We start from the raw sequence: 14,498 nt of genomic DNA on the forward strand, positions 1-14,498 counted from the left end.
GATAATTTTCGAGACTATTCGTATTAGTAACGATGAAACTGTAACTGCGATTGATCTTCGTGTACTGTACTGCTCAAGGATTTCAGACAAATGGCTTATCATTTTTTGGTTGGGATTGTTTGGCGGCAAGCGTGACCACTGCATAATCGCGTATGCCCGCATCGGTACTCCTGTCAATGGCCCCCAGAAGAGCTAGAACCTCATCTCTGGTACGGGAGTATCTTTCTGCCTCTGGATGCAAGCTTAAGAATGGACGGATCCATTCTCAAGGCGCCAATACCCTTTGATTTCAGGTAGGATACCAGTATACCAAGAGCATGGACCATTCTTTCCATGCTCTTGGGTATGTCCAATGATGCTTTTGAGATATACTGCGAGATGAATTCGTCAGTAATGGTGCTGAATTTCTTGTGGCCATTATTTTCGAGAAACTGCAGAATCTCCGCAAGCAATGGTGCGGTGCGCATGCTGGTCAGGGTGGAACTCTGAATACAGGTGGCCGAGACAGCGGTTGCTTCCCGAATATGGGGGCAACCGCTGTCTAGCGTTATATTCCCTGTCTCCAAGGAGAAACAGTACCGCCCTCGAACCGTTCGAATTCCGTAACCCGCGACGAAAATGTACGCTCCGAATTACGATTGTTAATGATCTCAAGCAGCATAGATACCGTCTTTTCCTTTTCCTCTGCGGATACGTAATAAGTGGTTAGCTGAGGGACGCTGATCTTCACGAGCTCGCTCAGACCTGAACCGATCAGGCTGATGTCGTGCGGTACGGATACGCCTGTACTCTGAAGATACTGGAGAACGCCGAACTGGATAACGGTATTCACACAGAAGGCGGCCGTATATTGCAGTTGCAGCATCTCGGCTCTCTTGCAGAGCTCATAACCATTCTCATCATTGCTAATCTGAATCAGCGATTTATCCAGCGGAATTCCCTTCGCCTCAAGAGCTTCGCGATAACCTTCCAGTGCTAATTGATGGATATTGTAGTCCAGACTGCCCATAAACAAGGCGATACGGGTATGGCCAAGCGTGATTAAATAATGAGTGGCATCGTAAGCCAGCTTCTTATCATCGAAGGAGATAAAGTTGTCATTCTTGCCGCGTAAAGGCATCCCATATAACAGATAAGGGGTATTCGCCATTCGGAACATACTCAGAATGACCTCATCCACGTCACCAGATACAATGTACCCGTCAATCTCCTGAGTGTCCAACGACCTCTGCAGTTTGCTTAAGGATTCGGGGGCATGAGTAATGTTCATGAAAATCAAACCATAATTGAAACGGCTGGCCGCCGCCTCCATGATTTGCAAATCGGCGATATAACGCGGGTCATTCGCATCCCTATCGTAAAGCACATAACAAAGCTTAGGGGAGACTTCCACATCCCTGTAACCCAGGTCTTTGGCTGCCCGGAGTATTTTATTCCGTGTATCTGCCGAAATTGTACTGCTAGGCGTGTTGTTCAATACAAGAGATACGGCTGTCCGCGAAATGCCAAGGTGCTCTGCGATCTCCTTTTTCGTAACCATGGGCAATCCCCTTCTTCTTCTAAGAATCAAATATAACGTTGGTTATATTATAGCGATAAACAGCGGTATTCGTCAATTTTAAGCTCTATAAAGTAAATTTTAATGCGAGAATTGAGAGGTGAAGAGGTCTTACAGTTTTAAAATTTGTATAAAAATTAGCGTTGACAGGTAAATATAACGACTGTTATGATCTCCTTGAAAATAAGTTTACTGATGTATGCTTAGAAGGGTGGGATCATTCATCGTTGTGCGACAAATCACTGCAGTTATCGTAGGAGCCGGTGCGAGAGGAAGATTCGTATACGGGGCATATGCGGGCAAGTACCCGGAGGAGCTAAAGGTCGTCGCAGTTGCCGAACCGGATAAAGAACGAAGACGGATTGCGGCGGCTGAGCACCAATTAACGCCAAGTCAAGTATTTGAAAGCTGGGAACAGGTTATATCTAATCGTAAAATGGCCGATATTGCGATTATCTCCACACAAGACCGAATGCATTACGCACCGACTTTAAGGGCTCTTGAGTTGGGGTACGATGTGCTGCTGGAGAAGCCGATGTCTCCATTGGCTGAGGAGGTCATCGCCATGGCTGACGCATCCCGCAAGTTTAACCGCTTGTTAACGGTCAGTCATGTGCTGCGGTATACCCCGTTCTGGTCGAAGATCAAAGAGATCATTACAAGCGGCTCCATCGGCCGTGTCGTATCTATACAGTTAAGCGAGAATGTCGGTTACTTCCATATGGCGCACAGCTTCGTTCGCGGCAACTGGAACAAGTCCGAAGAAACGAGTCCGATGATCCTGCAGAAATCCTGTCACGATATGGATATCTTATCTTGGTTGATCGACGAGAGGTGTGTAAGAGTCAGCTCGTATGGCTCGCTGCTGCATTTCCGTCCGGAGAATGCTCCGGCGGGTTCAACCGCCAGATGTACGGAGGGCTGTGCGGTTGAACGGGAATGTCCATATTCAGCGATCCGAATCTATGAAGAGGATGCAACGAACGAATGGTCCCGATTCATCACCGGCGACCCGACGCCGCAAAATATTCATGAAGCGCTTCAGAACGGCCCGTTCGGGCGCTGTGTGTATCGCTGCGATAATAATGTAGTCGATCATCAGGTAGTTAACATGGAGTTCCAAAGCGGCGCAACCGCCTCCTTCACGATGTCCGGGTTCTCTCACGATGTTTCCAGAACCGTTCAAATCATGGGGACCTTGGGTGAAATCAGAGGTTACATGGAGAAAAACGAGATTGTTCTGTACCCTTACGGGAAGGAAGCAATCCCTGTTGCCCTGGTTGTTGAAGAAGGAGGACACGGAGGCGGGGATGAAGGCCTGGTACGGGAATTCTTGAAGCAAGTTCGCAATGAGAACAATAACGGAGGCAGTGGTCTTACTTCGGCTGAAGCTTCCGTACAAAGCCACCTGATGGCCTTTGCGGCCGAGCAATCCAGAGTGGCGGGCGGAAGCTCTGTTGCGATCGCCTTATTGAGCGCGCCTCTATGCGAGTACCGTATGCAGTTGAGCTGAGCAATCGGCAGCTTTATATAATATCAACTGAATATAATTTGGGGGGTCACATGAATGAAAAAGGCAAGCGCGTTATTATTATCTTTAGTAATGGTAGTTGTTCTGCTAGCAGGATGCTCCGGGAATAACAACGAACCGGCGAATTCAAGCACGGGTCCTGCAAGCTCAAGTCCGGCAGCGAGTGAACCGGCTGCTGCAACAGAATCGAATGTATATCCGGAGAACGGCTTGCCCAAGGACGAGAAAGTAACACTGAAGATGGGGTTCTGGGAAGCGGGAGCGGGACGTGTATGGTTGGATCTGGCGGTGAAGAATTTCAAGGAGAAGTATCCGAATGTCACATTCGATATTACTTCCACACCAACGCTTTCGACAATACTCGAACCGAAAATCGCAGCGGGCGATGACAATGACATGTTCGACCTGTTCATCCCGAACTTTACGGCAACGGGTCAGCTCGAGCGATTAGCGGCTGCAGGAAAGCTGGAGCCACAGGATGATCTGTGGGAGCGCGATCTGCCGGGAGAAACAAGCAAGAAGCTGAGATCGGTCATCTCCGATGATGCCTACGACAATTCGCGCAGTATCGGCTTTACAGCCAGAATGCCGGTCGGCGGATATACAGCTGGATTGTTCTTCGATCAGAAGCTGTTCGATGAGAAGGGCTGGAATAAGAGCCCTGGGACATGGGACGAATTTGTAGCGCTGCTGGACCAGATTAAGGCCGACGGCATTATTCCGATTACATTCCCGGGCGTGTATGCCGGCTACCTAACGGACTATGTGTTTAATGTCATTCAGTTCAATCTGGCCAAGGCCAATGGCACCTTCGATACTTACATTAAAAACTTCCGTAATTTTGACGGCCCCTTGTTAACGACCACCGAAAACAAAGAGGCCTGGAACCGGATGTACGAATTCGGCAAGAAGGGTTACTTCCCATCCGGAGTCGCGGCGTTAAATCATACCCAATCGCAAATGCAGGTTTTGCAGCATAAGGCCGCGCTCGTCTCGACCGGAGATTGGGTGGGCAACGAGATGAAAGACAGCACGCCGGAAGGCTTCGCATGGGGATTCATGGCAATCCCTGCTGTGAATGATGCTGACCAAACTATTTTCGTCAATGCCGGAGTAGCGGATGTTGGATTTACAATATGGAAAAACAAGCCTGATCTCAATAAGAAATGGGCCAAAGAATTTATCCTTAGCTTATACGATTTCGAGATTCAGGAATCGCTTGCTGCAGAAGCGGGAACGTATCCGGGAAGACTGGACTTTGGTGAAGATCCTGCCCGCATCGCCAAGCTGCAGCCTACACAAGCGGCTGTAATGGAATATGCGACTAAGCACAAAGTCGAATATATTTCTTATCGCCACAACTTCAACCTCACAAGTCCCGAGCATGGACAAGCCGATAAGATCTTGAGCGAACTGATCACCGCAGTAGCAACAGGGAAGAAGGATCCGGCACCGGTATTGGAAGAAGCTGAGAAGCTTAAGCAAGCGGCTATAGATAAGGACCGTCCAAAGCAGTAAGCTGCAATAGGTTCGGGGGGAGTAATTCCTCCCGAATATGAACCAAACGTAAACCAAACGTATACCGCCGTCTGAAGACGGCGAAGCCGTTTTACTTGGGTAAGGAGGAGATGCTTTGAACTCCGGGATGAATGTCAATGAAGCCGTCGTGCGAAAGCGGCAGGGATCCGGTAAGGCTAGAAGACAGCGCGCTTTGTTCTTGTTCCTTGCGGTTGCTCCATCGCTGCTTGGTTATATTTTGTTCACCCTGTATCCGAATGTGCTGTCGGTTTATTACTCCCTATTGGATTGGGATGGATTAACGGATGCCAAGTATGTAGGGTTCGATAACTATGTCCATATGGTTAAGGATCAATTCGTCTGGCGCGCTTTGTACCATAACTTGTTATATATGATTATCGCTCCCGGGCTTATTGTTTTCATTTCATTGCTATTGGCCTATTTGTTGAATAATAAGACATATAAAGAAAATTCGATGTATAAAGTAATTTATTTTTTTACGAACGTTTTGTCAGCTGTCGTTATTGCGTTGCTCTGGTCGTTTATCTTCGATGGAAGCTTCGGGATGCTGAATGGTCTGCTGGAACTGATCGGCTTGAACATGAATGATTTCTACTGGCTTGGAGACACAAGAACGGCCTTCTGGGCGTTGGTATTGCCGATGGTATGGGGCGGAGTTGGACTTTACGTCGTCATTTTCATTAATGCAATCAGCAGTATACCTAAATCTCTGTATGAGGCGGCTCATCTTGAGGGCGCTCGTCCGATGACTATCCTCTTCCTGATTACAATTCCACTAATCCGCGGTGTTATCCGGGTATGTGTTGTATTCGCGGTATTGGGTTCGATTAAGGGCTTCGAGATCATCATGATCTTGACGAATGGCGGGCCGGAAGGTTCCACAGACGTTATTGGGCTGTATATGTTTAATCTCGCATTTGGCAAAGAATATCATAATTACGGTTACGCTTCCGCTATCGGGATGTTCCTCTTCGTCATTCTGGTTGGAGCAAAACTAATTATTGATAAACTATATCCGGATGATCCTGTCGAGTATTAGCACGGGTAATCAAGGAGGGGGAGGCAACCAGGGCATGGCAGAACGTCGAACTTTAATGGATGTATTTTGGAGACTGTTGCTGTTTTTATGGGCGATCTCCATCATTTTTCCAGTCGTGTGGATCTTGTATCAATCTGTTAGAACAAACGCTGCCTTTTTTCAGGATATATGGGCTTTGCCAACGGATCTGCAATGGGGCAATTATTCCAAGGCCTGGAATGAATATAATATCGGCAAGTCTTTGTTGAATACGTTGTATTATGTCGGCGTGAGTCTGGTGCTCGGCACCTTCCTGACAACGCTTAATGCATACGCATTAACGCGCATGAAGTTCAAGGGAAGAAAGCTGATATGGGGCCTGATTATGCTTTCCCTGTTCTTGCCGGGAATCAACGCGCTGGTCCCCCAATACATTCTAATGAAAACATTGCATCTAACGAACAGTTTATCAGGCCTGATCATACTGGACAGCTTCGGCGAGAACGTATTTTTCCTCATGCTGCTCGGCGGATTTATGGCTTCGCTTCCCAGAGATCTGGAGGAGAGCGCGTTCATGGACGGAGCTTCGATCTTCCAGACGTTCTGGCGGATTATCGTGCCCTTGTCTACACCGGGAATCGTTACCGTAGCCATCTTCAAGTTTCTCGGCTTGTACAACAACTTTCTCGGCCCCTTCATCTATCTGGGCGATCCTGATAAATATACGATTGGGGTCAACATGTACCAAGCGAATATGAAGATGCAATATACGTCGGATTGGGTGACAATGTTCGCGGGAGTCATTATTGTTATGATCCCCTCTATTATTTTCTATGTAATCTTCCAAAAAAGAATTATGGAAGGCGCAACGATGGGAGCGATGAAAGGATGAGCATGGGACAGCAACAGCTTTCGTTCTATGGAGAGCTTAGTGGTTTGGATAATGGAGTGGACATCCTGTGCGACATGCTGGCTATGAAACGGTCGGACACCGGAGGATTTCCAGTTACGCTGGAGAGAACAGAAAACGCAGAGCTACTCGTAAGGTTCGAAGGAGCAGGCGCCACTATTATTTATAATCGAAGCAATCACTTGCTCCGGGCAGTCGGTCTATTGGTGGAAGCCCTCCGATCGCACGAGTATACAGAAATCCGCGAACAACCGCAATTCGATACAATCGGATTCATGCTGGACTGCTCCCGGAATGCCGTTCCTAAAGTGGATAGTGTTAAAGAATTGCTGCGTTACATGGCTTTGATGGGCATGAATACGCTCATGCTCTATACAGAGGATACTTATACGGTAGAGAACGAACCGTATTTTGGTTATATGCGCGGCAGATACACGCCGGAAGAGCTCCAGGAATGCGATGCCTATGCGGCGGAGCTTGGCATCGAGATGATTCCTTGCATTCAGACGCTCGGTCATCTCGAGTCCTTCCTGAAGTGGGAGGCTTCGGCCGCTGTAAGAGATACGCATGATGTACTTCTGGTAGGGCAGGACCCTACCTACGAGTTGATTGACCGAATGGTAGGCAGTGTATCGCGTACGTTCCGCAGCCGTCGAATACATATCGGAATGGACGAAGCCCACGGCTTGGGGCGTGGCCGTGGTCTGGATCTCTATGGGAACCGTAATCGATTTGAGCTTATGAACGAGCATTTGTCCAAGGTAGAGGACATTACGACACGTTATGGCTTGCAGCCGCTGATCTGGAGCGACATGTACTTTCGGATCGGCTCTGCAACGCACGATTATTATGATCTCGATTCTGTAATCGATGAAGCTCATGTGAATCGCATTCCGCAGGGAATACAGCTTGTTTATTGGGATTATTATCATTATGAGCAGCAATTTTACGAGACGATGATACGCAAGCATCGGGCGCTCGGCTCCGTACCTGTATTCGCTGGCGGCATCTGGACTTGGCTCGGCATGAGTACGCATTATACGCGTACGTTACAATGCACCCATGCAGCACTGCAAGCCTGCAAACAGGAGAATGTAAGGGAAGTGTTCGCAACGGCGTGGGGGGACAACGGGGCGGAGAACAATCTATGGTCGATTCTTCCGAGTTTGCAGCTATACGCAGAACACGCTTATGCCAAGGTTGTGGATGAGCAGAGATTACAACGCAGAACGCTGTTTTGTACGGGCATTCCTTATGATCATTATATGAATATTGAGCGAATGGATCATATATCAGGCGTGAAGACGGAGCACGGCGATTTCTCCAATCCATCGAAATATTTGCTGTGGCAGGATGTCCTGTTGGGGCTGTTCGACAAACACATTGAGAATACAGAGGTTGCGGACCATTATGGCCGGCTTGCCAAGTTGTATCGGGAGCAGGAGGCTAGTCAGGATACGGCTAATCGTCTATTCGGCGTTCTTGCCTGCTTGGCTGATGTACTTGCAATAAAGGCGGATTTAGGAATACGTCTAAGAAGCGCATATGCGGATGGAAATCATGCGTTATTAGAACATATGGCTACGAATGAATTGCCTGAATTGCTGGTGAGAGTAGAGGTTTTACGAACTTCGCATCGTGGACAATGGATGAGCACGAACAAGCCTCATGGATGGGAAGTATTAGATATTCGTTATGGAGGACTATCAGCAAGATTGAAATCCGCGCAAGAACGGATAGCCGATTATTTAGCAGGCACAGTCGAGCGAATCGAGGAGCTTGAAGAGAGAAGGCTTTACTTTGACGCCAGGTCCATACAGGACGGCGCAGAAACGGACTATTTTGTTTCCTATCATCTGATTGCAAGTGCGAATAAGTTTACCTGAATCAAGGTGAAAGCGCTGCCAATTAATTTGTATATTACTTATAAGGAGATGAATAATCATGGTGCAAATGAAAAAAATGAGTCGGAGTATATTGGTTAGAATCCTCATCTTATGTTTAACGGTTCCGTCCATCTTTATGGGTGGATCGATTTCGAATGCACAGGCTGCTGTATCTGACAACTTATTAGCGAATGCGAATACGTATCAAATTTGGACGGCTCCCAATACGATGAATATATTAAAGCATCAAGCCCCGCTTGTTGGCAATAGTATTAATTTGGATATGGCCAAAAGAGAATATGAGAGCGGTCAAGCGTTCGTTACTGCTGGGGAAGACGGGGCTGAAGTGACAGAGGTCAGCATCACGGATCTTACCTATGAGAGCTCAATCATTCCTTCTCAAGATGTGCAAATTTTTGTCCAGCATTACGTAAATGTAACCAAAAGCACAAACGGAGCTTTACCCGTTGGATGGTATCCGGACGCGTTGATTCCTCTTGATTCTTATATAGGACTGCACGGTACTGTAAATGTGGAAGCAGGAGAGAATCAGGCATTTTGGTTTACGGTCCGAACGGATGCCGACACACCTTCAGGAGTATATACAGGCTCAATTAGCTTAACGGTTAACGGACAGGTGAATCATGTTCCTGTTAACGTAAAGGTCAGAAACTTTGCGCTTCCAGAGGAAAATCACGCAGAGACCGCCTTTACAATCTGGGGCGGAGATATGCTGCTGGCAGGTCACCCTGGAATTACGCTCAACAGCCCGGAATATTGGGAACTGATGAGGAATTACTATGATCTGATGCTTGACTATCATATTACAGCAATGGATTTACCTATACCGTCTACCGATTACGATCAATTTGTGCTGGATGCCGCACCATATGTGAATAATCCACGTGTATCGGCTTATCGGATTCCCTATGAGGCTTCAGATTTTGACAATGGAAAAGCAACAAAGCTGGTTAACGATCTGGATGCGGCAGGACTTCTTGATAAAGCCTATTATTATCTGGGCAGAGATATTGATGAGCCGACTCCAGCCCTGTATCCCAAAGTCATTGATTTTAGCAATAAAATCAAAGCTATTGATCCAACATTACGGCATATTGTGACAAGCGGAATAAAACCAGATTTGGCGCCCTATGTAAATACGTTTTCCCCACTATTTAGTGAATTTACAACGGAGCAAGGTTTGGAAATGGCCAGGGCGCATCAAGCCAATGGAGGGCATATGTGGTGGTACGGATGCATTGCCAATCAAAACCCTTACCCTACGTATCATATTGACGATAATTTGATCAGCGCGCGAATGTTGTCCTGGATGCAGAAGTCATATGGAATCGAAGGCAATTTATACTGGGCAGTGAATATTTACAAGAAATATAACGGCGTTGAATATGTGAATCGTGATATTTGGACGGATCCCGTTTCCTTTCAAGGTGCAAATGGTGAAGGCTCGATGTTATATCCGGGCGATAAATACGGAATTGACGGAGCCATTCCTACATTGAGACTACAAGCCATTCGCGACGGCAATGAAGACTATGAGTATTTATGGTTGCTGGAGCAAAAAGTTAAAGAAGCTGCACAATTTTTAAAGGTCGATATTTCTGTAGACGATATTATGAAATTGTATGATGACTCCTTATTTAAAAATGTTAAATCTTTCACATTAAATCCCCAGGATCTCCAAGATGTACGCAGTGAAGTGGCAGGAATCATTGAGCAATTGGATCAAAATCCGAATTCGCTTATTGCAATTAGCAGCCTTACCTCTGGCATAATGGAAAAAGAAGTAACTGTTTATGCTGAGATAGGTACGGATGTGACTATCAACGGTGTGGCAGTTGCAGGTACAGCTGTTGACGGAAGCAATGTTGCACAGAAATACGTTACACGCATTCCATCAAAAGTGGGTGTCAATGAGGTTACAATCACCCTGAATAAGGATGCTCAGAACGAAGTTATCACTAGACGTTTTATTCAGAATTCGAGAACGATGGAACCCATTATGAAAAAGATCAATTTTAATGATTTTGAAGATGAGCAATCGTTGGACGAAATTGTTATGTATGATGGGGCAACTAAAGAAGGTTTGTCGGAGGAACATGTGACCAGCGGTATTAAATCGTTGAAAGTTAAGATTCCAGATAAGGCGGGCGGAAGCTATCCAAGTATGGTGTTGCCTGTTGGCTCGGAAAACAAAGATATTTCAAAGGCCAAGACATTGGAATTCGATGTGTTTAACGCTTCGCAATCTGCCATGGAGCTTTTTGTTAAGGTTTACGACAAATCGAATGTTGCCTCCGATCACGCATTAGGTGGAATTACCCCTGGTGCTCATCATATTGCTTTTCCTATTTCGGAATTGGCCAATGTGGATAAGAATAACATATCATCTATTATACTTTGGACTTACACGGGCAATTTAGATATAACATTGTATTTTGACCATTTTTATTTTACAGAACCCGATGCAGAGGCGATGAAGCAAATTGAGATCAATTATAGTCCGATCTTGCCTGATATTGATGGTGTTGTAAATGATGCCATATGGAACATCGATAAAGAGTTGACTTACAAAACAGGGACCACGGACAATGAGGCAAAATATAATCTGGCATATAATGATCAATATTTGTTTGTCGGAGTTAACGTGAAAGATGATCATGTGGTAAATTCGAATGCGGCAAAGCCATGGGATGATGATTCTGTGGAGATCTATATCGACGGTGATGGAATGAAGGGGGAGTACACGGATCATACCGTAAGATATGTGTTTCGATATGATGATGATCAAGTATATGCGTATGGAACAAAGCCTAAAGAAACGGATGGCATTAAACAGCATACGCTTAAGACAGGAGAGGGGTATTCGCTGGAAGTGGCGATACCATGGCGTGTAATCGGAGTGACTCCTGGGAATGAGAATGTCATTGGTTTTAACGTTCATGTCAACGATAAGAATGTTGAGGAAACAAGTGCGCCAGGAAAGCTAAGTTTAACAGCGGATGTTTCCCAGGATACGGTTTCATCGCTCCATTGGAAAGACAGAGTGTTCGCGCCCCAAAATGCCAGTTTTACAATCTCTGAAAGCTTGCAGGATGAAATTGTGATCGATGGCAAGCTGGATGAATCCACTTGGGATTTAAATTACAACATGGGTTACGCTACCTTTGGGCAATCCAATAATACCTCAAAAGTAGGTTTTAAGTGGGATTCAAAAAACTTATATGCCGCTTTTAATGTGACAGATGATGTGATTCATGCCCCACAGGAACGCCCTGTTTGGGAAGAAGACGGAGTGGAAATTTTTATTGATGGCGATTTCTTAAAGGGGCCGCGTAAGGGTGATCATGCACCGCACTATTTGTTCAGATTTGGAGATGATACGGCATACCTGGACGGTTTTCCAAGCGAATTAACACAAGGGATCATTCAAAAATCAGTAAAAACAAATACAGGATACAGCGTAGAAATCGCGATACCTTGGGAAACGATCGGCATCACAGCAACGGAGAAGCAATGGATTGGTATTACCACGCATATAAATGACAACGATAATCCAAACATCGGCGTTCTTGGATTAACAGATGATGGGATTATGGATGGTGCGAATACAGAGAATTATTTAGCATTTCAGCTTCAGGAAGTGACGGCCGTGGAGGGGGTTCATCTCAATCAAACGGAAGGAATATTGAAAGTCGGGGAGACGCTACAGCTGAACGCGAGCATACTACCAGAGGATGCCAGTAATAAAACGGTTGTTTGGTCCGTATATGGAGAACAGCCGATGGGCGTAGCCCAAATTACGTCGACTGGATTGGTGTCGGCAATAGCTCCAGGAACTGCAGTGCTTCGCGCCACCAGCGCGGTGGATGCAACGAAATTTGCCGAATTCAGCTTGACTGTTAAAGCAAAGGACAAACCTGTAGATCCAGTAGGTCCGAATGTACCTGGTGTACCTGGTGTTCCTAGCGGATCAGGCGGGGACTTCCCATCAGATGGTCCTAAAGTAGAGAACGGTACGATTAAAATGAACACAAAAGTTGACGGCGATGGATTGACTGCGAAAGTCGAAGTGAACATGGAAGCTATAGAGAAAGCATGGAAGAGTACCCCAGTGGACAGTTCGGGGCATGCAACGATTCGAATTGAAATCAGCGGAGAACAAGGTAAGAATAGTACGGAAATTTCAATTCCGGCAGAGGCCATTTCCAATCTTAACTCTAAGCAGAAAATCGAACTTATCACGCATCGCGCACGTATGACTTTGTCTTCCAGCTTCTTTCAAGAGAAGACAGCAACGAATGCCAAGATCGTTACCGTCATCATAGGAGATGCAGACAAAACGAAATGGTCTCAGAGTGTGACGGATCAAATCGGCGATCATCCGGCAATCCACTTCACAATGAAAATAGATGGCGAACCCTATGCATGGAGCCATCCGAAGACACCTGTGGAAATAGAAATACCTTATGTACCATCGGTTAAGGAAGCCGCGAAGCCGAATCATATTGTCATATGGTCAATTAACGATGCTGGCCAAGCGGTTGTGGTTGCGAATGGAAAATACGATCCAACGACAAAAAGCGTTCGCTTTAAAGGGAACCATTTCGGTTCATATGTGGTAGCGTTTGTCTATAAAACGTTCTCGGATATTGGAAACCACCTATGGGCCCAGGCAGCGATCGAATCGTTGGCAGCAAGAGAAGTCATCAAAGGGACGGGGCACGATACTTTTGGGCCAGCCAAAAATATTACACGAGCAGATTTTGTCACTATGTTAGTCAGGGCTTTAGATCTAAAAGGATTCTTGGATGTGAACGGTGATGGAAAAGATAATAAAAATTTCAATGATGTATTCAGCGCCGATTATTATTACGAGGCGATAGGAATGGCTAAGCAAATGAGCATCATTACAGGATCAGGCAACGATTCCTTTAATCCGAAAGGAGAAATTTCCCGTCAAGAAATGTTTACCATCGCAGCTCGTGCGTTGACGAAACTCGAGAAACTACAAGCAGAAGGGAACAAGGAACAGTTGTCTAGTTTCCTTGACCATGGGAGCGTTGCAGAATATGCTGCCAGCAGCATAGCGGGTTTACTGGAAGCAGGGCTGATTGAAGGTAACGGCAACTCTCTCCATCCCAGAGCAAAGGCAACTAGAGCAGAAGTGGCTGTATTTATGGAGAGACTGTTAAACCGCATCTATTAAGATAGATTTAGAAAGAGCTGTCCCAGAGGTCATAAAATGATTGTTGGACAGCTCTTAAGGTTTAACGGACGTTTGCGGGTGCTGAAGCCAATCAAATTACACTTGCCGGATCGACAGACTGATTACCCGCGGTGAGCTGGCTGCGCTGTCTATGGCCGTATGGACCAAAGCCAAGCTATCGCTGGGAGCGTATATGTAAGCGTTTCCAGGAGCGGCGGTTACAGGATCAGCTATAACGAAGCAGGTTGTATTGTTTGTTCCTGATCTTCCTTATGGAAGCTGTAAGTCGATTTAGTTTGTGATCCCAGCGGGGGCATATCCGGAAGAGTGAAAGGGTTTCCGGTTGGCTTCAGCCGCGATACCTACAAACTAATCATTCAAAATCCGGAAATATGGAGGAAGCTTGGCAATACGTTGTGGATTGTAATCGTCGGTACGTTGTTGAATGTAATCACGACAGTAATGGTTGCCTATCCGCTATCTAGAGATGAAATGCCGTTTAAACGCGGACTCATGAGGAAATTAGCAGAATGAAGGAAAATAATTACGAGTTCCGCAGACGGCTAGATGAAGTGCACAGACCCAATCGTCGGGATGCCTTCCGTGCGTTCGAATGACGATGAAGTTGTAATCGGCGAAGGCTGGCAAATCGTAATCAGTAATAAAGCTTGTCCTATCATTCTGAATGCGGCAAAAGATCTGCAAGATTATTTCCTTACCAGCATGAACCTATCGATTATCCTTCGCAAAGCAGAGAATTTCGGGGAATTGGCGAAATCAGGAAAGCAACAATTGATCCTCGGCAAGAGGATGAGCTTCCAGTCGTAAA

General features: G+C 46.1%; 9 protein-coding genes. 8 read left to right on the top strand and 1 reads right to left on the bottom strand.

Translation table 11 applies throughout. The features are described 5' to 3' along the window. Positions 1–547 precede the first annotated feature (547 nt). Positions 548–1,540 (bottom strand): LacI family DNA-binding transcriptional regulator, encoded by a 993-nt coding sequence (locus tag MHH56_RS04850; RefSeq protein ID WP_339206971.1) that lies wholly within the window; start codon positions 1,538–1,540, stop codon positions 548–550. A 247-nt stretch (positions 1,541–1,787) separates the two neighbouring features. On the opposite strand from MHH56_RS04850, the gene MHH56_RS04855 reads away from it, so the two are divergent. From MHH56_RS04855 to MHH56_RS04890, 8 genes are all read left to right on the top strand, one after another. Next, positions 1,788–3,071 (top strand): Gfo/Idh/MocA family oxidoreductase, encoded by a 1,284-nt coding sequence (locus tag MHH56_RS04855; protein WP_339206972.1) that lies wholly within the window; start codon positions 1,788–1,790, stop codon positions 3,069–3,071. Between the two features lie 54 nt (positions 3,072–3,125). Next, complete coding sequence (locus MHH56_RS04860) at positions 3,126–4,607, top strand: ABC transporter substrate-binding protein (RefSeq protein ID WP_339206973.1); 1,482 nt, start codon at positions 3,126–3,128, stop codon at positions 4,605–4,607. A 127-nt stretch (positions 4,608–4,734) separates the two neighbouring features. Next, positions 4,735–5,667, top strand: coding sequence for a sugar ABC transporter permease (locus tag MHH56_RS04865; RefSeq protein WP_339206975.1), 933 nt, complete (start codon positions 4,735–4,737; stop codon positions 5,665–5,667). A 34-nt stretch (positions 5,668–5,701) separates the two neighbouring features. Continuing rightward, a complete protein-coding gene (locus MHH56_RS04870) occupies positions 5,702–6,538 on the top strand; it encodes a carbohydrate ABC transporter permease (RefSeq protein WP_339206976.1) in 837 nt (278 codons plus the stop codon). Continuing rightward, positions 6,535–8,442, top strand: a complete 1,908-nt coding sequence (locus MHH56_RS04875) for a beta-N-acetylhexosaminidase (RefSeq protein ID WP_339206978.1) — start codon at positions 6,535–6,537, stop codon at positions 8,440–8,442. Before MHH56_RS04870 ends, MHH56_RS04875 begins: the two co-directional genes overlap by 4 nt. Before the next feature lie 58 nt (positions 8,443–8,500). Further along, positions 8,501–13,669, top strand: coding sequence for a sugar-binding protein (locus MHH56_RS04880; RefSeq protein WP_339206980.1), 5,169 nt, complete (start codon positions 8,501–8,503; stop codon positions 13,667–13,669). 327 nt (positions 13,670–13,996) lie between these two features. After that, positions 13,997–14,203 (top strand): hypothetical protein, encoded by a 207-nt coding sequence (locus tag MHH56_RS04885; protein ID WP_339206983.1) that lies wholly within the window; start codon positions 13,997–13,999, stop codon positions 14,201–14,203. 33 nt (positions 14,204–14,236) lie between these two features. After that, complete coding sequence (locus MHH56_RS04890; protein WP_339206985.1) at positions 14,237–14,497, top strand: hypothetical protein; 261 nt, start codon at positions 14,237–14,239, stop codon at positions 14,495–14,497. Position 14,498 lies beyond the last annotated feature (1 nt).

This window comes from Paenibacillus sp. FSL K6-3182, from assembly GCF_037976325.1.
GTDB lineage: Bacteria > Bacillota > Bacilli > Paenibacillales > Paenibacillaceae > Pristimantibacillus.

Coding starts and splice junctions, on each gene's coding strand:
- MHH56_RS04865 (WP_339206975.1), top strand. CDS start 4,735: ATGAATGTCAATGAAGCCGTCGTGCGAAAGCGGCAGGGATCCGGTAAG.
- MHH56_RS04890 (WP_339206985.1), top strand. CDS start 14,237: ATGAAGTGCACAGACCCAATCGTCGGGATGCCTTCCGTGCGTTCGAAT.
- MHH56_RS04860 (WP_339206973.1), top strand. CDS start 3,126: ATGAAAAAGGCAAGCGCGTTATTATTATCTTTAGTAATGGTAGTTGTT.
- MHH56_RS04850 (WP_339206971.1), bottom strand. CDS start 1,540: ATGGTTACGAAAAAGGAGATCGCAGAGCACCTTGGCATTTCGCGGACA.
- MHH56_RS04875 (WP_339206978.1), top strand. CDS start 6,535: ATGAGCATGGGACAGCAACAGCTTTCGTTCTATGGAGAGCTTAGTGGT.
- MHH56_RS04880 (WP_339206980.1), top strand. CDS start 8,501: ATGGTGCAAATGAAAAAAATGAGTCGGAGTATATTGGTTAGAATCCTC.
- MHH56_RS04870 (WP_339206976.1), top strand. CDS start 5,702: ATGGCAGAACGTCGAACTTTAATGGATGTATTTTGGAGACTGTTGCTG.